Annotated in this window: 21 protein-coding genes and 1 other annotated feature; of the genes, 10 read left to right on the top strand and 11 right to left on the bottom strand. The window is 39.1% G+C overall.

Features of this window, described 5'->3' with window-relative positions:
* Positions 1–43 precede the first annotated feature (43 nt).
* Positions 44–1,006, bottom strand: coding sequence for an L-lactate dehydrogenase (locus ACZSMY_RS16335; RefSeq protein WP_332094059.1), 963 nt, complete (start codon positions 1,004–1,006; stop codon positions 44–46).
* 214 nt (positions 1,007–1,220) lie between these two features.
* Positions 1,221–1,475, top strand: a binding site (T-box leader).
* Between the two features lie 67 nt (positions 1,476–1,542).
* On the opposite strand from ACZSMY_RS16335, the gene ACZSMY_RS16330 reads away from it, so the two are divergent.
* Entirely contained in the window at positions 1,543–2,763 is a 1,221-nt protein-coding gene (locus ACZSMY_RS16330; protein ID WP_332094060.1) for an MFS transporter, read from the top strand.
* A gap of 185 nt (positions 2,764–2,948) precedes the next feature.
* Here ACZSMY_RS16330 and ACZSMY_RS16325 read toward each other — a convergent pair whose 3' ends face one another.
* The 4 genes from ACZSMY_RS16325 to pfkB form a co-directional block, all read right to left on the bottom strand.
* Positions 2,949–3,452: a hypothetical protein gene (locus tag ACZSMY_RS16325; RefSeq protein WP_042529022.1), complete on the bottom strand. Its 504-nt coding sequence runs from the start codon at positions 3,450–3,452 to the stop codon at positions 2,949–2,951.
* 178 nt (positions 3,453–3,630) lie between these two features.
* Entirely contained in the window at positions 3,631–4,569 is a 939-nt protein-coding gene (gene lacD, locus ACZSMY_RS16320; protein WP_042529025.1) for a tagatose-bisphosphate aldolase, read from the bottom strand.
* Positions 4,566–6,461 carry a fructose-specific PTS transporter subunit EIIC gene (locus ACZSMY_RS16315; RefSeq protein ID WP_193064457.1) on the bottom strand — a complete coding sequence of 632 codons (1,896 nt, stop codon included), beginning with the start codon at positions 6,459–6,461 and terminating at the stop codon, positions 4,566–4,568. Before ACZSMY_RS16315 ends, lacD begins: the two co-directional genes overlap by 4 nt.
* Positions 6,462–6,478: 17 nt before the next feature.
* The gene (gene pfkB, locus ACZSMY_RS16310; RefSeq protein WP_042529030.1) at positions 6,479–7,399 is read right to left on the bottom strand and encodes a 1-phosphofructokinase; all 921 of its coding nucleotides are present in this window, start codon (positions 7,397–7,399) and stop codon (positions 6,479–6,481) included.
* A 129-nt stretch (positions 7,400–7,528) separates the two neighbouring features.
* On the opposite strand from pfkB, the gene ACZSMY_RS16305 reads away from it, so the two are divergent.
* Entirely contained in the window at positions 7,529–8,305 is a 777-nt protein-coding gene (locus ACZSMY_RS16305) for a MurR/RpiR family transcriptional regulator (RefSeq protein ID WP_042529032.1), read from the top strand.
* A 373-nt stretch (positions 8,306–8,678) separates the two neighbouring features.
* Positions 8,679–9,923 carry a dicarboxylate/amino acid:cation symporter gene (locus ACZSMY_RS16300; RefSeq protein ID WP_435891028.1) on the top strand — a complete coding sequence of 415 codons (1,245 nt, stop codon included), beginning with the start codon at positions 8,679–8,681 and terminating at the stop codon, positions 9,921–9,923.
* 1,301 nt (positions 9,924–11,224) lie between these two features.
* Here the strand turns inward: ACZSMY_RS16300 and ACZSMY_RS16295 are convergent.
* The 6 genes from ACZSMY_RS16295 to panB all read right to left on the bottom strand — a co-directional run bounded on the left by ACZSMY_RS16295 (position 11,225) and on the right by panB (position 14,653).
* Positions 11,225–11,398, bottom strand: a complete 174-nt coding sequence (locus tag ACZSMY_RS16295) for a hypothetical protein (protein ID WP_175296991.1) — start codon at positions 11,396–11,398, stop codon at positions 11,225–11,227.
* A gap of 109 nt (positions 11,399–11,507) precedes the next feature.
* Complete coding sequence (locus ACZSMY_RS16290; protein ID WP_042529036.1) at positions 11,508–11,960, bottom strand: DUF2269 family protein; 453 nt, start codon at positions 11,958–11,960, stop codon at positions 11,508–11,510.
* A gap of 62 nt (positions 11,961–12,022) precedes the next feature.
* Positions 12,023–12,400 (bottom strand): YbaN family protein, encoded by a 378-nt coding sequence (locus tag ACZSMY_RS16285; protein WP_455725719.1) that lies wholly within the window; start codon positions 12,398–12,400, stop codon positions 12,023–12,025.
* 207 nt (positions 12,401–12,607) lie between these two features.
* Positions 12,608–12,991: an aspartate 1-decarboxylase gene (gene panD / locus ACZSMY_RS16280; RefSeq protein ID WP_193064459.1), complete on the bottom strand. Its 384-nt coding sequence runs from the start codon at positions 12,989–12,991 to the stop codon at positions 12,608–12,610.
* The gene (panC, locus tag ACZSMY_RS16275; protein ID WP_042529040.1) at positions 12,984–13,844 is read right to left on the bottom strand and encodes a pantoate--beta-alanine ligase; all 861 of its coding nucleotides are present in this window, start codon (positions 13,842–13,844) and stop codon (positions 12,984–12,986) included. The genes panD and panC overlap by 8 nt, the downstream gene beginning before the upstream one ends.
* Positions 13,841–14,653, bottom strand: a complete 813-nt coding sequence (gene panB, locus ACZSMY_RS16270; protein ID WP_425313013.1) for a 3-methyl-2-oxobutanoate hydroxymethyltransferase — start codon at positions 14,651–14,653, stop codon at positions 13,841–13,843. Before panB ends, panC begins: the two co-directional genes overlap by 4 nt.
* A 103-nt stretch (positions 14,654–14,756) precedes the next feature.
* Here panB and ACZSMY_RS16265 point away from each other — a divergent pair, with 103 nt between their 5' ends.
* The 7 genes from ACZSMY_RS16265 (at position 14,757) to ACZSMY_RS16235 (ending at position 24,504) form a co-directional block, all read left to right on the top strand.
* Positions 14,757–15,617: an oxidoreductase gene (locus tag ACZSMY_RS16265; RefSeq protein ID WP_465147981.1), complete on the top strand. Its 861-nt coding sequence runs from the start codon at positions 14,757–14,759 to the stop codon at positions 15,615–15,617.
* 156 nt (positions 15,618–15,773) lie between these two features.
* Positions 15,774–17,357: a BCCT family transporter gene (locus tag ACZSMY_RS16260; protein ID WP_465147980.1), complete on the top strand. Its 1,584-nt coding sequence runs from the start codon at positions 15,774–15,776 to the stop codon at positions 17,355–17,357.
* A 132-nt stretch (positions 17,358–17,489) separates the two neighbouring features.
* The gene (locus ACZSMY_RS16255) at positions 17,490–18,431 is read left to right on the top strand and encodes a nucleoside hydrolase (RefSeq protein WP_465147979.1); all 942 of its coding nucleotides are present in this window, start codon (positions 17,490–17,492) and stop codon (positions 18,429–18,431) included.
* 1 nt (position 18,432) lies between these two features.
* Positions 18,433–19,380, top strand: a complete 948-nt coding sequence (locus ACZSMY_RS16250) for a nucleoside hydrolase (RefSeq protein ID WP_465147978.1) — start codon at positions 18,433–18,435, stop codon at positions 19,378–19,380.
* Positions 19,381–19,844: 464 nt separating this feature from the next.
* Entirely contained in the window at positions 19,845–21,686 is a 1,842-nt protein-coding gene (locus ACZSMY_RS16245; protein ID WP_256705298.1) for a BglG family transcription antiterminator, read from the top strand.
* A gap of 19 nt (positions 21,687–21,705) precedes the next feature.
* Complete coding sequence (locus tag ACZSMY_RS16240; protein WP_212929257.1) at positions 21,706–22,575, top strand: ketose-bisphosphate aldolase; 870 nt, start codon at positions 21,706–21,708, stop codon at positions 22,573–22,575.
* A gap of 21 nt (positions 22,576–22,596) precedes the next feature.
* Positions 22,597–24,504: a PTS fructose transporter subunit IIABC gene (locus tag ACZSMY_RS16235; protein WP_289584491.1), complete on the top strand. Its 1,908-nt coding sequence runs from the start codon at positions 22,597–22,599 to the stop codon at positions 24,502–24,504.
* Positions 24,505–24,515 lie beyond the last annotated feature (11 nt).

Below are 24,515 nucleotides of genomic sequence, written 5' to 3'. Positions count from 1 at the left end.
ATGTGAGGCGGGAAAACCTTTCTCACATTACGTTTTTTAAACTTTATATGCGCTTAATCGCAGGCTCATAAATAGATTTCAACGTTTGAACACTATGAGCAAATTTTTCCTGTTCTTCTTCATTCATTGGCACTTCAATAATTTCACGGATGCCAGAACGGTTAATGATAGATGGAACACCGATGCATACGTCTTCTGCACCATATTGACCTTGTAAATAACTGCTTGTTGTCAACACGATATTTTCGTTTCTTAGAATGGCTTCGGTAATTCGTGCTAAGCTCATGGCAATACCATAGAAGGTAGCGCCTTTTTTCTCAATAATGTGATAAGCTGCATCCCGAACCTCTACAAAAATCTGGTCAAGGTCTTCTGCGTTATAATCGTCATGATTATCTAAATACGTTTGCAGGGGAACAGGACCAATGGTTACTCTGCTCCAAAGCGGGAGCTCTGTATCCCCGTGTTCACCGACAATATAGGCATGAACTGCTTTCGGAGAAATATCGAAATACTCTCCAAGCTTATAACGAAGACGGGAAGAGTCTAAGGTTGTTCCGCTTCCGACAACACGGTGAGCAGGGAAACCGCTGAATTCAATAACTGCTTGCGTTAAGACATCTACAGGATTGGTTGCAATGAGGAAAATACCGTCGAAGCCGCTCTCCATCACATCATCCACAATCCCTTTAAATATCTTCATGTTTTTTTCAACGAGGTCTAAGCGTGTTTCACCCGGTTTTTGGTTTGCTCCTGCACAAATACAAACAATATCTGCATCTTTACAGTCTTGATATTCTCCCAGCCAAACATTGGTTGGAGATGGGGCGAACGCTTTCCCGTGGTTGAGATCCCACACATCTCCAAGCGCTTTATCTGCGAATAAATCAATAATAGCTAATTCCTCTGTAATACCCTGGTTTATAAGTGAAAATGCATAACTGACACCGACAGACCCGGCTCCAATCAATACAACGCGATTTACTTTTCCATGATTTGCTGTCATTTTTAACACATCCTTTAAAGTAGTATACGAATCATTCTATACTTAAACAGTGAGCCATTACACAATTTAAGTCAATAGTTTTATAATATTTCGGAAATAGAAGTTTGAAACGAAACTTCGTTCAGTCGGAGTTTTTGTTCTTCTCTGTGATAAAATAACACTTGTCATTTTTATGGAACCATGTATAATATTTCTAAACTCGAGATACATCCTATCAAAAGCGTTGAAGAGAAGAGTAAATATAAGGGAAGCATAACAGAGAACTCCGGAAGCTGAAAAGGAGGATGCGGAACTATATTGAAGCAAGCCTCGTAGCTGCACATTGGATTGTTATATGATGATGTGCCGGTGCTCCCGTTATCGAGAAAAGCAATGATTTGCTGTTGCTTATGGAGGTTTCTGCAGCGATGCAGAAACAGAATGAGGTGGCACCACGATCTTCTGTGATATAAGAAGTCCCGTCCTCAAAGTTGAGATAACTTTGAGGGCGCGGGCTTTTTTTATTTTATAAAAAAGCTTAAAAAAGGAGAGATGGAATGGAAGGGACTTGGGAAAGGTGGAAAAACACCTCATTATTGTTAACGGGAATTGGTGTATCTAATCTGGGAGCATGGATATACCTGATTGCATTAAATTTAATTGTTTTGGAAATGACGGGCTCTCCGCTTGCGGTTTCTGTGTTATATATTTTGATACCGTTGGCAGCAATGTTCACCAATTTTTGGGCCGGTACCATGATTGACCGTTGGAATCAAAAGAACATGATGATCGGATTAGATGTATTTCGGGCAGGCCTTATAGGTATACTTCCTTTTTTAGATTCCTTATTGCTCATCTATGTGTTGGTATTTGGAATTAATGTAGCCAGTGCGGTGTTTGAGCCGGCCTCTATTGTCTACATGACCAAATTGGTTCCAAAAGGAGACCGTCAGCGGTTCAATGCCCTTCGTAACTTTATTAATTCCTGCGGGTTTATTTTAGGACCGTCGATTGCAGGGGCATTGTTTATGGTCGGCAGTCCTTCCTTTGCTATATTTATAAATGCTGCTGCATTATGTATTTCTGCCATGATAATCCTTTTCCTTCCCAATTTGCATGAACAGGGGAAAATAAGTGATAGAATCGATATCCATTCTGTCATTCATGATTGGAAGAAGATTCTTGCATATAGCGGCAATCATAAATATATTACCTTGATTTATATTCTGTTTGGGGGTGTAACAGTTTTTATGACAGGGCTGGACTCGTTAGAGGCAGCTTTTGCAATAGAGGTGCTATTGTTGGATGAAAGCACCTATGGCTTTTTAGTTAGTATTGCAGGAGCAGGGATTATAGCTGGTTCTTTGATAAATGCGATGTTTGCGAAGTACTTAAAAATTAATATGCTGATGGGGCTCGGGGTAATAGGTACGCCTGCTGGTTATTTGGTTTTTGCTTTCTCAACAGATTTTACAGCAGCGGCAATCGGTTTCTTCCTGCTGACATGTGCGCTTTCTTTCGCCAACACGGGCTTCCTGACCTTTTATCAAAATAATATACCTGTAGAGATTATGGGGCGTTTTTCAATGATTTTTGGACTAATCGAAGCGGTATGCATTATTTTGTTGACATTAATCATTGGAATAGCAGCTGAAATGATGGACATTAGATTGGTTTATATTGTGGGCTCGTTCTTGTTTTTAGGTCTGGGTCTATTCTCCAATATGCTGGTGCAAGGAAAGAAGAAAAGAAAATATTATCAATTAAATGAAGGGTAATATATTTGTTTTTTCTGCAAGTAATGGTGTACGAGGTAATTAAAATAACATTATAATTACCTCGTACAAAGAGGGGAAACCTGTATAAACATATCATTATTTGCTTATGCAGGGACCTTCATTCGATATATTCAATAAGACTGGTCACAGAAAAGAAGACATCGATTATGCCGCAGCCGAGCAAACTAGCCTTCGTCTTCTTCAAAGAAAGCGTGAAAATAGGCATAAACAGCATTTTCCGTATCCAATACTTTGTATAGCCTTCCTTCCTGATCTGACGGAACAACCCGTATGTATTCATTGGAGAGGTATAGATAGAGCGTATCTCCATCAGACAGGTTCATTTCTGCGGTATATTCCGGGCTGTCGCTTGTAATCCGTCCGCCCTGATAAATATGGACATCTTCAATCAGCATTCGGGTGATATCATTTGATTGATCCAATACAATTTCTTTCTCATTCTCTGATTGTACAGGCTCATCGCTATCTAAGTGACTGGAGTCCGATTTTGTAAGACGAATCGAATCAACATGTCTCCGTTCCCCTTCCGTGGTCAGAACTTCTGTTAAAACAACGGGCAGATTTGTTGGCAGGGAAGTAAAGGATATTTTAAAGAAGAAAATAAGTGCAAGCAGGATAATGATGATAACAGCAAGGATGCTGCTGATAATAATGTATTTTTTAGGCATGGATTCCGCTCCTTATAATAGGAAGTTCAAAAATCAAAATGATCCGTTTAACACGTGCGATAATATCGTTCCATCGTTAGTAGCATGCAACAAACTGAATAATAACATACTATCAATAAGAAACAGAAAGGATATGACGAAAAAACCCAGTGTGCACACTGAGCTTTTTCTACCTTTGTTAGGAAATAGATGTAGCTGTTTCTTGAACCACTTTATCCAGTTCCTGAATATTTTTAATGCCTTCTGTCTGCAGCCATTTCGCAGCAGCTTCTCCATCCACGTTTTTGAATTCAGATGTTGCGCCGCTCCAAGTTGCTCTGCCGCATAGAACACCGTTAAAGGCAGATTCCGCTTCTTTGGCAAAACGCAATGTTTCCTGGAATAATTCCGGTGTAACGCCTGCACTTAAAAAGATGAATGGCAGGCTGGTCGCTTCAGACTGTTCTTTGAAAACAGCTTTTGCTTCCGCTTGGGTTTGAGCTGTATCTCCTTCTGCATAGCCTTCCACAAAGTTCATATTGACAGGAACCTCTACTTTTAACACATCCACGTTAAATCTTGACTCGCTATAGCGTTTCATTGCTTCAATCACTTTTTTCGGTTTTACTTTAGCAAATTCCAATCCCTTTTCATTGCCAATCGAATCATCATAGGTAAGAATTTCTAAGAAAAATGGAATCTCCTCTGCGACACATTCACTGCCGACGCGTTCTACAAAAGCTTCTTTAGCTTCATTGATTTCTTTACTTTCATCTACATCCACATAGATCAATAATTTAATTGCGTCAGCGCCTGCAGCTTTCAGGTTTTTGACAGAGCAATTCGGAATTAAATCCGGAAAACGTCCAGGCTCTTGTTTGTCGTAGCCTGTTTGTTCATAAGCCAATATTAATCCGCAATTTTCATCTCTTTTCCTTGCTGCTGCTAATCCATATTCAGGGTCAAGCAGGATAGAAGAAGCGTAAGGAGTCAGTTCTTCAGAAACAATCTGTTTGAAGGCTGAAATCTGCTCGCCGGAAATATCCTCGCCCATCATTCTTCTTAGTGCACCACGCTGGTCAATAGCAAGTGCAGAAATAATCCCCTGATCATTTATGAGTTTTTTTAAATTTTTCATTTTTTAACGCCTCCAAGTAATAATTCTTTTATCTCCGCTTCGGATTGAGAAGCTTTTAGCTGGTTAATAAAATCTTGATTCATCAGTTTTCTGGAAAGAGCCGATAAGATATCTAAATGTTCGTTGCTGCTTCCATCTGGTACGAGAATACTGATAACAAAGTCTGTTGGTTTTCCGTCCATTGCAGGCCAATCAATGCCTTCTGTCAATTGAACGACCATTAATTTTGCTTGTTGGATTACTTCACTTTTTACATGAGGAATAGCGATTCCGTTTTCCATACCTGTCGAGCCTTCTGCTTCTCTTTTTTGCAGACCGCTTGCTACTTTTTCTGCATCTGTTGCAATATTTAATGCTGCAGCTTTATCTGCTATAAACGCCAGAACCTCCTCTTTTGAGTGAAGCTTTTGCTGCAGATAAATTTGGTTTGTTTCTAAAAGCTCCCCCTGTTCACGTGGCGCAGGTGTTTCTTGTTGTACTGGCGCAGCCGCTTGCTCAGGATTGCTTTTTCGTTGATGTCTTTTTTGTTCTAATGCCATTAAGAATCCGGAAATCAGCGCACCAATCAGAATTGCCAAGACCCATAAGAAGGCATGAGTGACCACAGGCAGAACGATAAATCCGCCATGCGGTGCAGGGACTTCTACTTTAAACATATACGTCAGCATGGCAGCGATAGAAGAACCTACCATGATAATTGGGATAATGGTAAACGGACGTTTTGCTGCAAAAGGTATCGCGCCTTCTGTAATATGCGTTGAACCTAATAGAAAGTTGACATAGCCGGCACTTGCTTCTGCCTGGTTATAGCTGCGTCTCGCAAATAATACCGAGAATCCGGTTGCGAGCGGCGGAACGATACACGCCGCAGAAACACCTGCCATAAATAAGAAATTACCTTGTGCCAGAAGTGCTGTACCTGTTACATAGGCCGCTTTGTTGACGGGGCCGCCCATATCAAATGCACTCATAATACCTACAATCAACCCTAATAAGATCGGGTTAGAATCCTGGAAACTGCTTAGGAAGTCCATCATTCCCTGGTTGATTGCTTCCATCGGAACAGACAGATACCACATCGCAAATCCGCCGATAAAGATACCGAGAACCGGAATTAAAAAAATAGCTTTTAAACCATCTAATGATTTTGGCAGGTTCTTTAGTGCTTTCATAAGCAGTAAAACAAGGCCTCCAGCTAAGAAGCCGCCAACAATTCCTCCTAAAAATCCGGTGCCGTTTGTATCAGCAATCATACCGACAATAAAACCAATAATAAGGCCGGGTCGATTACCAATGGATTGTGCAATATAAGCACTTAAAACAGGAACCATCAATCCCATTGCTAATCCGCCGATGGTATTCATTTGTTCGGCAATAACATTATATTGAGACGATTCAGGGTCAGCTGAATAAATTCCAAACATAAAGGAAACAGCAATCATCACCCCGCCGGCAACAACTAAAGGAAGCATATGGCTGACACCATTCATCAGATGTACATAAAGCTGATGCCATATGCTGGCTGATTCTTGATTGCTGTCGTCATTCGATTGCGCCGCTTCACCCGAACCTTTATAGACCGCTACATTCCCTGATATAGCTCTATCTATTAATTCCTCAGGGTTTTTAATACCTTTTGAAACGGAAACATTGATTACTTTTTTGCCATGAAAACGGTCGATATCCACGTTTTTATCTGCAGCAATAATAATGACTTCTGCGTCTTTGATTTCTTGAGCAGTAAACTGATTTTCTGTTCCTCTTTGTCCATGTGTTTCGACTTTGATGGAAACGCCTTTTTCTGCTGCTGTTTTTTCAAGTGCTTCTGCAGCCATAAACGTATGCGCAATTCCTGTTGGACAGCCAGTAACGCCTAAAAAACGATATGTCATGATGTTCATCCTTTCTTTTAAATGGTTACTACTTGTACTTTTAAGTTTTGCATCAATTGATCGACATCCTCAAAATCGGTTAATCCAGAGCGGAAAGCCGTTGAAGAACCTGCCGCTACAGCTTTTTTCAATGCTGCTTCGGGGGAACTGGTCTGTAAGGTGCTGTAAAAGGTAGCCAGCATCGTATCGCCAGAGCAGGCGGTATTCACGACCTCCCCTTTTGGTGCTGGACAGTAGAGCATTGTGTCTTTATTAACAAAGTAAGCACCTTCGCCTCCCAGAGAAACTAATATATTTTGACAGCCTTGATCTACTAATTTTTGAGCTGCTCTCAATATTGCTTGTTCTGAGTCGAGTTCCTCCTCTGGAAACAAGGCCTGCAGCTCTTCGTCATTCGGTTTGATCAAGTAAGGCCGGTAGTGAACTAATTCACTTAAGATCGGATGACTTATATCTAAAATCAATCGAAATCCAATATCAGAAGCATGCTTTGCGATGGAAACCAGAATGGATGGATTTACGCCCTTCGGCAGGCTGCCTGACACAAATAACACGTCATCCTTTGTAAATCCGGCAATTTTAGTTATTAATTCATCAATTTTTACATCTGTAATTTCCGGACCGCCATTAACAATTTTGTACTCACCCTGATTGGATTTTACAAATGCATTAATTCTTGTGACACCATCAACTTCCGTAAAATCAGTGTCGATATTCATTTGGTTTAGTTCATCCTGAATATAATGCCCGCTGAACCCTGCTATATAACCGATAGCTGTCGAGGGGACGCCAAGCTTTTTTAAAATAATGGATATATTGACTCCTTTGCCATTTGGCTGGAATTCATCGTATATGCTTCGGTTCACCTTATCCGGAAGAAAATCTTCCATTTCGATGAACATGTCAATCGCTGTATTTAACGTGCATGTATAAATCATGGTTCATCATCCTTCCTTACTTAAAGTATGACACGTCATGAAATGAAAATGTTTGCATTATATGTGGTATAGTTAGAAAATAGATGAAAAAGATTTCAAAAGGATATTCGAAAAGGGCGGGTGTTAAGCGTGAATTTCCAACAGCGGATTCAGCATTATTACAATGAATTAAGCAGCAGTGACAAGCATTTATTGGATTATATTGAATCACATCATGCGACAATGGGGGAGATTTCCATCACCCAGTTAAGTGAGAAAGCAAATGTTTCCACATCCACGATTGTCCGATGCATGAAAAAACTCCACTACCGGGGGTTTACAGATTTTAAATTTCAATTTGTTTCTGAGAAGTCACAGCAATTCCCGGGAGCATTGGAGAAAATAAAAAATATTGATTCTCAAATCCAATCTGCTATTTTCAAGAATCAGGAGGAAGTAACGAATACCATTAATTATCTGGATTCCTCCATTATCGAAGATGCTTTAGTTGCAGTGAAATATAGTAAAAAAATTACGATATTTGCCAGAGGCTTCTCGGAGCATATCTCCAATGAGATGGCGGTGAAACTGCAGCTGCTGGAAAAGCATTGTGAAGAGCATACCGACCCGAATATTATTCGTATTAAATCAAAAAAGTTTACGCGTGATGATTTAGTTATCTTTGTATCGCTAAATGGGGAAACAGAAGAATTAGTAGAAGCGGCACAATTTTGCAAGCGAAATAATGTAAAAACGATTTTGCTGACGACAAATAAGGAAAGCAGTCTGTTTCAGTTATGTGATATTAATTTGCTGGGCTATAAGTCGAAGCAGAGCTTTTTCCCGGACTATGAGGTGCGTTCGCGTCTGCCGCTGCAGGTGCTGGCCCGGATATTTCTGGATGCTTATGTGATTCGGTTTAAGTAGTTTTTTGGGGGGGAACTGGAGTAGTAACAATCCAGTATAAGCTGAATAATTTAAAAAACTCGTGAATCAGATTGGTTAATGTTTTATATTAATAAAAACCATTGGAGAGCAGATAAGCATTTTCTAAATGTTAATGATTAGAACCGGAATATATGACAAAAGATATTCATAAAATGTAGAAACACTCGTCATCTAGAGTGGGGCTACATTTTTTTGGTTATATGGAAACAAATTTTAATACTTTATGTAGTTATTAGTTGAACCTGGCAGCGACCGTTTCAGGTGATAGGCTTTAAATGGAATCATTTAGCTTTTTATTTTATGATAGCGCTTTCTTTTTTGTGGAGTTCAATTTGATTAGAGAGGGTGTCTGATGATGAAAGCTAACAACCTAACCAGAAATATACTTATCGCATTAGTAGCTGGTGCCGTGGCCGGGATGGCTCTGACATTTGCTCCTGAAAGTTTTTTTGGTCCTTTGGACAGATATGTGCTGGACCCGGTTGGTCAAATATTTATTAATCTCATTATGATGCTGGTTGTCCCGTTGGTATTTGTGTCCATTGTTTTGGGGACGGCAGGTCTTGGCGAGCCGGCAAAATTGGGGAGAATCGGTGTTTTTACGATTACTTTCTTTTTAACAACTACGGCGATTGCCATCAGTATCGGTTTAGCATTAGCTTACCTGGTAAAGCCAGGGAGAACGGGTATATTTGAAACATCTAACCTGGGTGACTTTACACCGAGCGAGGCACCGCCGATTATGGAAACATTAGTTAGTATCATTCCGGCTAATCCGATAGCGGCTATGTCTGCTGGGGAGATGCTGCAAATTATTGCCTTTGCCGTGTTTATCGGGGTGGCCTTAGCTTATTTAAATGAAAAGACAAAAGGTATTTTTAACTTATTTGAACAAGCAAACGATATTTTAGGCTGGCTTGTTATGCTGGTAATGCGATTTGCTCCATATGGTGCTTTTGCGCTTATTGCATCAGCAATTGGCGGTGCCGGCCTGGATGCAGTTGATTCCATGTTAAGTTATATGTTAACCGTTATTGCAGGGCTGCTTCTACATGCGTTGCTTATTTACTCTCTGGCTATCTGGTTCTTGGGGCGAAGGAATCCAATTACATTCTATAAAGGCTTCTTTCCTGCGATGACAGTAGCATTTAGCACAGCCAGTTCCAATGCAACGCTTCCTGTATCGTTGAAAGCTGCACAAGAAAATCTTGGTGTAAAAAAAGAAATCAGCAGCTTTGTCCAGCCGCTGGGAGCAACCATTAATATGGATGGTACGGCAATTATGCAGGCTGTTGCGACCGTATTTATTGCCCAGGTATATGATTTGCCGCTTACGATGATTGATCTTTTAATGGTCGTGCTTGTTGCTACCTTAGCAAGTGTCGGTACGGCTGGTGTGCCGGGAGTTGGTTTGATCATGCTGGCCATGGTGCTGAATCAGGTCGGTCTGCCTGTGGAGGGTATCGCATTAATTATTGGTATCGACCGTATTCTTGATATGCTGCGAACATCTCTTAATATCTCTGGAGATGCGGCATGTGCGTATATTTTATCTGAACGGGAAAAGCGGAGAGAGAACAAGCAAGTGAAGGGCTAGGAATATAGAATAAAACCTTCTTCACTTATCTGTATCTTCTCAGGAATTGTTTTAAGAAGAAGTATTGTGGAAAAACAGCGTACTCCCAATAGAGAGTACGCTGCTTTTCCTTTATAAAGTCGACGGTATATTTTATCGCAGTGGGGGATGAAAAGAAAACCCCGCTGATTGCAGTTTCACTTTATATGAAAAAAGAGAGTATAAACCTGCATATATAAAAAACAATGGGAAGGATTGAAATAAAGAGGCCGACTCTTTTAATTTTAAATAAATAGTATAAAATTGCTCCCAAACCCCAGACAGCAATGAGTAAAAAGAAATTCAGGCCAAAATAATCATTATCTCCCTCAGCAATAGCTCTCCCCATGAAAAAGAAAGATAAGATGGTGGTGATAAATCCCGTTATGATGAAATAGAGCAGAAAGGAGCGATTGTTGCTTCCTTGTAATTTATTTTCTGAAGTAGACTTCATGTGAAATCCTCTCCTATTCAAGTGATTCGTTATAACTTTGTCCAAGAAGTTAAATGTTTTCCTATTTTTATTGTATACCCTCTAATTATTCTCTGTAAATTGATTGCATTTCATTCAAGATGATACTTGCTCAAGATGAAGCTGATAGAACCCTTACTATTTGTAGGAATATTTGTGAAGTGTTACGGTGAAACGATAGGAATCATTTTATGGAGGCATCCAAATGAGTGGTAAACTAGATGGGAAAATTGCTATTGTAACTGGTGGAACCGGCGGAATTGTTAAAGCGACTGTAGAATTATTTTTAGAAGAAGGGGCTTTTGCATAATCAGGGTAACCGATTGTGTAGCAGTTCCTTCTTAATTCATGAAAATTTAATAGTTGGTGATTTAAAAAGAATAGGTGTAAATAGAGTTGGGGTTTACAGTCTTAAAATTAAATTTTTATTCATTTACATTAACTATTGGGAAATTCATGAAAAAAGCTAATCAGTAACTTTATTTTTTATAAATGTATAAATTATTCCTATAATAGAAATTAAAACTATAGCAATAATCCCGGTCGTTACTGTGTCTTGAAGAGCAAGCGCCAGGTCAGTCAACCAATGATAGATGAGAAGTAATGTAAATCCTATGATTGCACCGCATAATATTTTTGCAAGCGTCCTTAAATAGGCGATACATGTTCCCTCTTTAAATTAATCCTTTTTATTTACTTCCCTTTATTAATATATACAAACCCAATCAAAAGAAGTATTTAAGATTATTTTCTTCTTTTGATGTTATACATATTTAAAGCACTACGGTTATGCCCCATGGCTTTAAAGTTTTTAATCAAACCATCCTGCTTCCATATCCAGACCGTCTTCATTACTGTCGATGCTTTCTTCATAAATGACTTCATCCATTGTCATGTTTGAAGTGTAGTAAAAGAAATAATAAACGGCGCCGATGATTCCAATTAAAATGACAGCGGATAGAGTTATCTTTATACTTTTTCCCACTATATACCTCCTTTTATATAAAAGTACCCCGCATCTTTCCTTTTTCAAACATGAAAAAAGACTGAGGAAATCCCAGTCAGATAGAAAAATACCCCCTTTTCCATAAAACTCAAAAAGGCTTGGTAATCATCAATGCAATAATAATTAAAAACAGCGTATTGATAAGATGCTCATAGAAAAATAGCCGTTTAGACAAAATGAAGTATTCTGCTGGAATGTCTTCTCCTTTATGCTCCTTCAACAATGCCTTAATCGGCTTAGAGCTGGAAACTAATACCGTCGGACCAGACACGAGAGCAAGTAAAAAAAGAATGAGGCTGATCCAAAACCATCCTTGCTGAAAGAGGTATGTATTTAAAAACCCCATCCATAATCCGGTAACGAGTAACAAGGTACCGCCAATCATGACGAATTGATGCAATTTGTTACGGAGGGCATACGCATGCCGCAGTTCTGTCATGTTAGAAGCCTTTTTAGCAATTGGCGTCATCACAAAACCAGGTCCCATCCCTAAAATGGCAGAAAAGATATGTATAAATACGAGTATTTCATAAAATGTCATACTGTCCGTCACCTCCAAATACAAACAGCATGCCATCCTTTATGGCAACAGGTACGCCATTTCTAGACAGCATGCTTTTGAAGTGTTTTTTGTTTCAGGATAAATCCTGTAAAGTAGGCTCCAATCAGTGCAAGCAGGATTTTTACGGCAACGAGTGGAACAACAAAAACGATGGTAAAGGATAAGGATAACCATAAAACCGATACAGCAGTGATTTTTATTTTTAATGGGATGCCTTTTCCTGCACGGTAATTTTTGATATAAGAGCCAAAATATTTATTTTCAAGCAGCCAATGATATAATCTTTCTGAGCTTTTCGCGTAACATGCTGCAGATAATAATAAAAATGGTGTCGTAGGTAATAGGGGTAAAATTATACCGATGATACCCAGTCCCAGTGATAAGGATCCGCAGCTGACAAAAAATGCTTTTTTCATCATAACACCTACTTCAGCTTTAAATGAAATGCTGCCAAGAAAAGCAGCCAATACGTTTTTTCATAAGAGATTACTTCTATTTTACAATATAATTCCTGCCTGTGAAGGAAAATAAAATGACTAATTTGTGTAGATTCTAGAGGACTCTGGGAAATGTGAAGTAACTGCAAAAAAAGGACTTACCAATCGGCAAATCCTTCAAAGCAGCAATTATAAAACCAGCTGATTTTCCTTCTCTTCAATCAATTCCACAATTTCATTCTTCTCATTCATCACAGCCACTTTAGGTGTATGTGTTTTTACTTCATCCTGATCTAACTGCACATAAGAGATAATAATAATCACATCATCAATCTGTACGAGCCGGGCTGCTGCACCGTTCAAGCAGATTTTTCCGCTCCCGCGTTCGCCGGCAATGACATAGGTCTCCAAGCGTGCCCCATTGTTATTGTTTACAATAGCCACTTTTTCATTTGGCAGGATATCAACAGCATCTAAAATGTCGGCATCAATCGTGATGCTGCCGACATAATTTAAGTTGGCTTCGGTCACGCGTGCGCGGTGAATCTTGCCATTCATCATTGTTCTAATCATGGTTGTCTCCTTTTAAAATAATGTTATCAATCAATCTGGCTTTGGAAAATTTCACAGCCAGGGATATAAAAATCTGACCGGTGATTTGCGGCTGCTCCACTAACTCCGGGTAACTGTAGACAGCAATATCCTCTACATTCCCAGAAGTGTTTTTGGTTAGATGGGCTTGGATGGTATTAATCAAAACCGCGCTGTTTCTTTCGCCGGTGTCATACAATTCTTTTGCTTTGATTAAGCTTTGGTATAAGTGAACGGCCTCTTTTCGTTCCTGTTCGGTTAAATAGACATTGCGGGAGCTTTTGGCAAGACCGTCTGCTTCCCGTATCGTATCAATACCGATAACTTCGATGGGGTGATTAAAGTCGGCAACCATTTTTTCAATAATGGCAAGCTGCTGGGCATCCTTTTTACCAAAATAAGCGAAATCGGGACGAATGATATTGAACAGCTTATTGACGACCGTTACAACGCCGTCGAAATGTCCTGGACGATTTGCTCCTTCCAGCACTTCAGCCATGCGGTTTACCTTTAAGGAAATAGCCAGCGGGTCCGGATACATCTCCTCTACACTTGGATAAAATACATAATCAACACTAAGCGGTTCTAGTTTTGCCTGGTCACTCTCGATATCTCTGGGATAGGCATCAAAATCTTCATTCGGGCCAAATTGAAGCGGGTTTACAAATACACTGACGACGGTGACATCATTGTTTTTCAACGAGGTTTTTACCATCGTTAAATGGCCATCATGTAGGGCGCCCATTGTAGGTACCAGACCGATTTGCTTTTGTTCTTTTTTTAATGTTCGTATGATAGCGTTCATTTCTTGTATTGTTGTAATTCGTTGCGTCATGCGTCTACCTCATCCATAATTTGTTTCTTATACGTAAATTCAGGGGAAGGGAACAATCCTGCTTTTACTTCTTCATGATAAGCTTTTAATGCATCTACACCTGTTGTAAAGTCTCCATAACGCTTCACAAATTTTGGTTTGCGGTCGACGCCATAGTTTAACACATCATGATAAACAAGGACCTGTCCATCTGTATCTGCCCCGGCGCCAATGCCGATAACCGGAATGGATAACGTTTTTGTGATGGTCGCTGCCAGGTCACTTGGGATAGCTTCTAATACCAGCATCACGGCTCCGCTTTGTTCCATCAGCTTGGCATCTGCAATAAGCTCCTCAGCTGCTTCTTTGGATGCTGCCTGAAGCTTATAGCCGGTGATACCGAAGCTCTGCGGCGTCAGTCCGAGATGAGCAACGACCGGGATGCCGCTTTGGGTGCATCTTTTGATTAAGGGAGCAGTATGAGCTCCTTCCATTTTCAATGCATTCGCATTTGTTTCTTGATATAATTCCACCGCATTTTCCATATCTGTTTTATCATCTATACCAACTGTTCCAAAGGGCATATCAACGACCATAAAGGTATCTCTTGCGCCTCTGCGTACGGCTTTCGCGTGGTGTTTCATGTCCTGCATCGTCACCTGGACTGTGCTTTCATAGCCAAGGACGGTCATGCCGAGAGAGTCTCCGACAAGAATCGTCTCTATTCCAGCCTGCTCTGCCTGCTTCGCGCTTGGGTAGTCGTACGCTGTAAGCATTGTCATTTTTTCTCCGTTACTTTTCATGTTCATGAAATCATGAAGGAATTTCACTTCTAAATCACCTACTATTTTTATTGTTCTTCTTATTATAAAATTATCTGTATAGATTCACAATGGCAAGTTATTAGCTTGAGGAAAAGGTGGAGGATTAAAAATGGATACATTTGGAGTTATCGGTCCAGGTGCCGTTGGTTCTGTTATCGGGGAATCATTACATATCAGCGGCTATCAGGTGACTTTTTTGGGCAGGAAAGCAGGGGAAGTTTATATAGAAAGAGCGTCCGCATCGGAAACGGCTGCTTTTCCTGTCGAAGCTATTTCTGAAGCGGAAACAGTGATTGACTATTTATTTATCACTGTGAAAGGAACACAGCTGGAGGGGATTATGCCTTATTTAGATAAGCTGACGCATGAAAATACAGTCTGTATTCTTTGTCAAAATGGTTATGGACAGTTGGATAAATTTCACATTCCCAATGCATACCAGGCGGTTGTCTATATTAGCGCACAGAAGAAAGAGCAGGTTGTTACGCATTTTCGTGACAGAATCTTGATTTTACCGGAAAATCCAGTGACGAAAAAATTAAAAGAGGTGATTGCCGCAAGTGACCTCGACATCCGATTAAGCCCGGATTATCGTTATGAGGTCTGGTATAAGCTCCTCGTGAATCTCGCAATCAACTCTGTTACTGCACTAAGCAGAAATACAGCGCTTATTTTAGAAGAGGAAAAAATACAGCACTTATGTAAACGATTGATCCAGGAAGGCGTAGCTATTGCTGTGGCAGAGGGGATCCATTTTCAAGAGGGAATTACAGAGGAAATCATGCGCATCTATGCCGGATACCCGCCGTATATGGGGACAAGTATGTATTATGATATTATAGCCGGAAAAACAATGGAGACAGCTTATATACAAGGGTATTTATATGAAAAAAGTCAAACGTACGGCTTGGATACACCCTGTTTAGATGCAGTATACAGTTTATTGCTGGCAAGTGAGATGAGGGGATAAAATGAATCAATATATTAACCAAAATATGGTAACGTGATTTTTTTGCCATACGTAGGTTTTGGAATTTTTCTTCTGTGGAATTACATAGACGTGAACGCAAACGCCATCTTAATAAATATATTTCTAATCAAAAAGTAACAGAGAGGAGAAATTAAAATGGACGTGCCGAAACGGCAGAAGAAAAAAAGCTTCGTTGAGAAGAAAATTGTTATCCCTTCTATCGTAATTATAGCGATTATCAGTGCCTTATTTGCAATGTACACGAGCGAGTCCATGGAATTATTGGATAATATTTTTAATACATTAGTGGATACCTTTAAGTGGGGGTATTTATGGTACGCCTTTCTCATTGTGATAGCTGCATTGTTATTTTCATTTTCTAAGTATGGAAAAGTAGTTTTAGGTGATCCGGCACAGAAACCGAGATACAGCTTATTTGAATATGCATCTATTTTAATTGCCATGGGTCTTGGTTCAACCGTTATGCGGACAGGTTTGACGCAATGGAGCGAGGTTGCGAATGATCCGCCGTTTGGTCTGGATGCGGGATCGATGGAAGCGATTCTTGCCGGGAATTCCTACAGTATGTTTTTATGGACCTTCCAGACCTTTGCCGTCTTTGTGATGGTAGCCCCGGCAATGGGGTATCTGCTGTATGTCCGGAAGAAACCGAGAATGCGTATTTCAGAAGCGTGCCGCGTGATATTCGGTGACAAATTTACAGACGGAATTGGCGGTATTGTCCTTGACGTTCTTTTCTTAGTCAGTATTTTGGCCGGAGGTGCAGTGACCTTAGGTCTTGGTACACCGATTGTTACGTATAACCTGGCAGAACTATTGAATATCGACGTCACCTTTCCTTTTACTCTTATTGTTACATTGGTATGGGTCTTGGGCTTCTCCATCAGTGCTTATGTCGGGATTGATAAAGGCATCAAACGATTAAGCACATGGAATATGTATCTGGCAGGAGCTTTTGCTGTCCTGATTATTGTCATTGGACCGGGAATCTTTATCATGAATTTCTTTTCAGATTCCTTACGCTATTTAATCTCTAATTATATGAATTTTTCACTATATACGAATTCGCTGGATTTAGAAGGCGGGACACATATTGAGAGTCATACTGTTTTCTGGTTTGCTTATAATGCAACCTGGGCTATGCTTCACGGTGTATTTGCAGCGATTGTGTCGAAAGGCAGAACGATAAAAGAAATGATTTTGACATATCTGATGGCGCCTATGCTGTTATCTTGGCTTGCAACAGGAGTTCTCGGCGGATTAAGTGTTCACAGACAAGTGACAGCTACCTTGCCAGTGCTGGATATTGTGCAGAATCAAGGAATTGAGGCATCGATTCCGGCTGTCTTAAGTTCGCTGCCGATTTCAGCGATTGTTCTGATTCTTTTTACGGTTATCGCGACGATATTCCTGATTACTACATTAGATTCAACAACCTATACCGTAGCAACCTATATGTCTAATCAGGATATGTCAAAGTCTACACCGTATAAATCATTACGAATCTTAGTAGCAGTGCTGATTACGGTTCTTGCTTTGACGCTGATGAGTGTAGGCGGCTTATCTCCGCTGGAAGTGCTTTCGGGACTGATGGGAATACCGATTATTATTATTCAGATTCTGACAGTCTTTGCAGCAAAGAAAATGATGGACGAGGACCGCGCCTGGGTGAAAAATGTCCGGAAAGCAAGGTATTCTTCCACCCATCAAAAGGATTAACCACCAAGGAGAAAATGTACGAATCGGCTCTTCAAAAAAATATTATCTTTTGTTCAGTCATGGTATGCTAGGTGGTAAAGAGCTTGGGTACGTTGGTTGCTCTTGAAACTTTAGTCGAAGAGGAGTTTATCTATGAAAAAGAAAGTTTATTTAAACCATGACGGTGGAGTAGATGATTTAATTTCCTTGTTTCTATTATTACAGATGGAAGATGTGGAGCTGGCTGGCGTTGGCGTTATTCCGGCTGACTGCTATTTAGAGCCTGCTGTATATGCAAGCCGTAAAATTATTGACCGTTTTGGAAAAGGACAGAATGTAGAAGTGGCTGCATCCACTTCCCGCGGCAAAAATCCCTTTCCTAAAGACTGGCGCATGCATGCATTCTTTGTAGATGCCCTGCCTCTATTAAACGAGTCTGGAAAGATAGAAGCAAAGCTTGCGGAAGAAGCGGCACACGAGCATTTGGTGAATGTGCTTCGTAAAAGTGATGAAAAAGTAACGCTTGTGTTTGTCGGCCCATTGACCGATTTAGCAAGAGCTTTGGAAATCGCTCCAGATATCGAAGAAAAAATTGAGAAGCTTGTCTGGATGGGCGGAACATTCTTAGAAAATGGAAATGTGGAAGAGCCGGAGCATGATGGAACTGCCGAATGGAATGCCTTCTGGGATCCAGAGGCTGTGAAAAAGGTATGGGACAGCTCGATTGAGATTGACTTAATTGCTTTGGAAAGCACGAATATGGTTCCGCTGACGACCGATGTCAGAGATAATTGGGCTGCTGAACGCCGGGATATCGGGATTGATTTCCTTGGACAGTGCTATGCAATGGTACCACCGCTCGTGCATTTTCAAACAAATTCAACTTACTTCCTGTGGGATGTTCTGACGACTGCAACGATTGGAAAACCGGATCTGGTGAAGAAAAAAGAAGTGAAGAGTATTGTTCACCCGAACGGAGCCAGTCAGGGAAAAACAGAAATTTCAGAGGCTGGACGCCCTGTTCAGTTTGTTTATGAAGTGGACCGGGATGCGTTCTTTGGTTATATTACAGCATTAGCCAGACAGGAGAAATAAGATGAGAAAAATCATTATTGATACTGATACAGCCGGGGATGACACGATTGCCCTTTTGACCGCAATGCATCATTTTAAAGTGGAGGGTGTAACGATAACCGGCGGAAATGTGGAGTTTAATCAAGAGGTGGAAAATGCGCTGTATACGATTCAGGTCGCTAATCCGGAAGAGAAGGTTCCTGTCTATAAAGGTCTGGAACGGCCGCTGCTTGCAACAGGGCAGGAAAAGCACCGGACTGTAGAAGACGTTCATGGCGATGATGGCATGGGCGGTGCGCATTTTCCAAAGGCAGCACAGCGTCCGGAGGAAGGACATGCGGTTGATTTTATCATTGAGAAAGTAAAAGAATATCCGCGAGAAGTGAGTTTATTAGCGATTGCGCCGCTAACGAATATTGCAATGGCCATCAAGAAGGACCCTTCGATTATCAAGGATATTCCGCATATTTATATCATGGGTGGTACGAATAATACATTAGGGAATATCACACCGGCAGCGGAGTATAATTTCTATGTGGATCCGGAAGCGGCAAGACTTGTCCTGCATTCAGGCATTCCGATTACAATGGTTGGCTGGGATATGTGTATCGATTATTCCATCATGGATGACGAGGACCATGCGGAAATTGCCGGTCTGGAAACAGCTGGTTCCCAATTTTTTATAGATATTAATCAAGTGGTGATGCAGTTTAATAAATCTGTACACCGGCTGAATGGGACAACGCATCCGGATACATTGTTAGTGGCGATTGCGGCAGATGAGAGTATTATGACGGAAGCGCATGATTATTATGTAGATGTCGAAACAAAGGGCGAGCTTACCAGAGGTTACAGTCTGGTGGATATCAATAACCGTCTGGAGAAAACGCCCAATGTCCGTGTTTGTGAAGCAGTGGATCGTGAACGATTTAAGAAGAATTTGTTAAATGTTTTAGGGACGATTAAGTAGATAAGTAATGAAAAAGCCATGTCTTTCAGGAGAGAGACGTGGCTTTTTCATTACAGTAAAAACGATGTACAAGGGCGGTTAATTAAAAATTAAAAAATAGATCAGTACTCCCAGTGAGAAGCCCAAAATAAGCCGGATAGCTCTTTTCATAATCATTCTCCTCGCTCTGATGTATGTTCTTACTATACATTGTACTAAAGAGAGAAGATGATGCAAGGCTGGTAATGGTTTGGATCAGGATTTTTAATTATTAGATAGCAACCAAAGATCCGTCTGTAAAAGTTTTCATTCTTCCTGTGATAAATCCTCTTATTTCTGCAAAAATTATTTTGAGAAAAACAAACAAAATCCATTTTAATGAAAACGCCTACAGTATAAATTTCCTCCCTTATAGGAAATTTACCTAATATAGCGACTACTAAAATTATATTATAAATTAGATGTATAGGAAGGTTGGGATTAAGGTGAGTAAGAAGCACAATCAATTAATTAACTTTCTATCAACTCAGGAACAAGAGTATATACCAGCTGTGAAAATCGCTGAAGCTATTGGAGTAACAGATCGAACGATTCGAAATTATATCAAGGAGATAAATGAAAAATTTAATCAAATTTCTATTGTTTCTTCCCCGGAAGGCTATAAGCTTCAAACGGATGATATAAACATGTTGACAGTTAATGAAACTGATTTGGAAGAGACGTTGCTGGATTTTGAAATTATCCAATTTCTAATGAATAGAGATGATTATACTACTTATGATGAAATTGCGGATAAATTCTTCTATTCACCCCAAACAATTCGAAGCAGAATTCAGAAATTAACAATAGATATGGATAAGCTGGGAATTGATGTTGCAATAGATACAAAAGTATTTAAAGGTATTGTGTTGGTCGGCACAGAAATACAAAAACGTGTTTTATTGGAAAAACTTTTCACTTCTATTTCTGTAAAGAAGGAGGTCTACAAAGACTTTTTAACACAGAACTTCTGTGATTGGATTCATGAAGATGTTATAGAACGTGTTTTAAACTTAGTAGAAGAAATTAATATAAAATTTGATTTAAACTTAGAGTTTTTGATGTATAAAAAGATCTCCGTTCAATTGATTATTATGATTTCACGAATAGAACGCGGCAACCATGCTGCTATTGAATTAAGTGAGGAAACAGAGTTTAAAGAATTCAAAGAATTTGAAGTGGCAAGAGCTTTTTGTAACGGTATTCTCAAATATGCCATCGCTTCAGAAAATGAATGCATTTATTTAACAAATTATTTAATGTCGCTACACTTAGACTTGGAAGAGCCTAGGATAGAGAACAAAGACCTGCATACTGTAAAAAAGATTGAAAAGATATTATTCAATATAGAGCAGGTTTACCAAGTACCAACCTATTCTCAAAAGAAGTTTAAAACTAATATTTTAAATCATATTTACCGAATTATTTATCCGGTATCACATAACCTGCTTATCTATAATCCGTTTGTGAAGGAAACAAAATCAGAGTATTTTTTCTCATTTAGCATCGCTTCGAATATTGCATTGGAGATTGAAAAAGAATTCAATGTTGAAATTCATGATAGTGAAATAGCCTATTTAGCTTATCATATTCAAAATATTTTCGAATCTCAAGATAAGAAAAGAATAAAGACAATTATTTTATACAACAGAAATTACGAGCGTACAAAACTTCTTTCATCAAAAATAGCAACTTATTTTAACGAATTGGAAATCTATAAAATAGAGAAATGTACTCAAGACTATGCTTTTAATGAGAACTGTTTGTATATCGGCATCGATTTAGCATTTACTCCAAAAACTGAAAAGGAAGTTATTATGGTTCAAAACGGGCTTCAAAATGGAGAGATAAAAAAGATTCGATTTTTTCTTGAATCTCAAAATTCTATTATAGAACGTGCCAATATATATTGGATAGACGAAAATAATCTAGATCAAGTGATTCAAAAACTGCTTAAAAGCAATCAGCGAGAAGATTTTATTGAAGCTGTTATGAAAAGAGAAAAAATGTCTTATACATCTATGGGTAATTTAGTAGCTATTCCGCATCCTTATTTTGAGATACAGGAATATAAAGAGGAGGTAATCATTGGTATAAATCAGAAAGCAATTGAATGGGGAAACGAATTTGTTCAGTTAATTATTATTTATTTACCTTCTAATGATGTAGAAAGAAATGAATATATATTTACGGAGTTCTTTCAGAAAACGAAAAACATAACTGATGTTAAGAAGCTTGTTCAAATGAAGACAAAAGAGGAATTCGTAAATTGTTGGAATCAAATTTAAAAAACTTGGAGTGATGAAAATGTTATTAAATATGAAAAATTTATTAAAAACAGCTTATGAAAATCAATTTGCAGTAGGATCTTATAATGTAGCTAATAGTGAGTTTGTAAGAGTAGTGATAGAAGCAGCTGAGGAAAAAAAGGCACCTGCTATCATACAAATTCATCCTAACGAAATAGAATTGCTAGGAGATGAATTTACTGCTTATGTTAGGGAGGTTTGTCAGCGCACCTCTATACCGATAGCTATTCATTTAGATCACGGCGCTTCCGTTCAAGATGTGATGCGAGCTATTAGAAATGGCTTTACCTCTGTGATGATAGACGCTTCTCATGCTTCTTTTGAGGATAATATAGCGATTACAAAAGAAGTGGTGCAGTTGGCACATGCTGTGGATGTATCCGTGGAGGCTGAATTAGGAACAATTGGATCCAATGATAATAGTTCAGAGGGTGGAGCAGATGAAATCTTGTATACCGATCCTCAGGATGCAAAAACATTTGTCGAGGAAACAGGAGTTGACACGTTAGCTGTGGCTATTGGAACTTCTCATGGGCAATATAAACATGCTGGAAAACCAGAATTAAAATTAGAATTGCTAAAAGAAATTTATCAGCAAGTAGCAATTCCTTTGGTTCTTCATGGGGGAAGTGACAATAAAGATGAAGAAATCTCTCAGACGTATTTACATGGTGTTTCAAAAATCAATCTTTCAACAGATATGAAAAATGCTTTTTTCCAAGAAATGCGCAACTTCTTAACTAGTAATCAAGGTGCTTATGAACCAGATGTGATTATGCCGGGCGCTCGTAGTGCAGCAAAAGAAGTTGTAAAGAAAAAAATGGATTTATTTAATTCTACAAATCATGCGAACCTTTATTATAAATAAATAGTAGAGCGAGGGAGAGTAATGAAATTTATTGATATTCTCACGAAAGATAATATCATTTTAAATATAAATGGGAAAAATCAAAATGAAGTAATTGATGAATTGGTAGGAAGATTGGCTGACAATAACCTTACTAGTAATCCAGAAGAATTTAAACAGGCAATCTATAAAAGAGAAGGAGAAATATCTACAGCTGTTGGATACAGTGTCGCAATTCCTCATGCTAAAAGCAAAACAATTTCAAAGCCTGCTATTATATTTGGTAGAACACTAGAAGGGATAGATTACGGAGGTCAGCATACGAATCTTATATTTATGATTGCTGCACCTGAAAATGCTTCTGATGATCATCTTGAATTGTTATCAAGGCTATCCACTTTCTTGATGGATGAAACCTTTCGGGCGAAGTTGCTGGTTGCAATATCTACAGAGGAAATCATTCAAGTTATAACAGAATATGAACAACAAAAAAAGAGCGAAAATATAGATAAAAATGATAGCGATAAATATTTAATCGGGATTACGGGATGTATGACGGGCATTGCACATACGTATATGGCAGCAGAAGCGTTAAAAGAAGCAGCCCGAAAAAGAGGAATGAAAGCGAAAATACAGACGAATGGTGCCAATGGACCTGAAAATAGATTAACTTTGAAGGATGTTCAAGATGCAGATGCTATTGTATTGGCGCATGATGTGAATGTGGATACTTCTATATTTAAAGAAAAGAAGTATGTAGATGCGACTGTAAAAAAAGCTATTAACCATGCAGATGAGTTAATTGATCAAGCGCTGTCATATAATATAAAAGAAATGCGTGAAAATGATGCAGAAGTTGTACAAGAAAAGGCAGAAGATTCTGGTGATAAGGGTGGATTACAATTTTATAAGCATATTATGAGCGGCGTTTCCTACATGATTCCATTCGTTGTTGTTGGCGGAATATTTATAGCTATATCCTTTATGTTTGGAATTTATGCCGCAGATCCGGATAGTGAACAGTATAATGTTATTGCACATTTCTTTAGCCAAGTTGGAGGAGAAGCAGCCTTTGCATTAATGGTTCCAATTTTAGCGGGATTTATAGGCTATAGTATTGCTGGTAAGCTGGGATTAGCACCTGCAATGATTGGTGGAATGATGGCAAATATAGGGGAGGCAGGATTCCTTGGAGGAATGATTGCCGGTTTTGTAGGAGGTTTCGCTGCAAAATTAATTGCTAAGTCTATGAGGAAAATACCAAAGTCATTTCAAGGGTTAATATCTATATTAGTTGTGCCTTTATTAAGTACATTAATTGTCGGAGCTTTTATGTTTTTCGTTTTAAATACACCGATGTCAGCATTAAATGAATTTTTAGAGGGTTGGTTAAGAGGATTGACTGGAGTTAATGCTGCAATTTTAGGAGCTTTATTAGCAGGAATGATGGCTTCCGACATGGGAGGGCCTATCAATAAAACAGCATCAGCATTTGGTTTAGCAATGTTTGCAGCAAATATTTTTGAGCCTTCAGCTGCATTAATGGTTGGTGGAATGGTTCCTCCAATTGGAATTGCCCTGGCAACTTCAATTTTTAAGAATAGATTTACTGGTCAAGAGATAGAGGCTGGAAAAGCTAGTTATGTACTTGGAGCCAGTTTTATAACTGAAGGAGCAATACCGTTTGCTGCAGCAGACCCTCTAAGAGTTATACCAGCAAATATCATTGGAGCTGCTATAGGTGGGGGGCTTTGTATGGCATTGGATATCTCTTTAAGAGCACCGCATGGAGGGATTTTTGTAATCCCGATAGCCAGTAATAAACCTCTATTATATATTGGATGTATTCTGTTAGGTTCAATTATTACCTGTTTTATTTTAGGTTTCTTGAAAAAACCTTTATCGGACGAAGACAGGAAAAAAGGGAAAGAAATGAGTTCCATCTTTTAATAGTAAATAGA

The sequence above is a fragment of the Oceanobacillus sp. B139/18 genome, from assembly GCF_055524595.1.
This window is presented reverse-complemented; position numbering and strand designations above follow the sequence as displayed.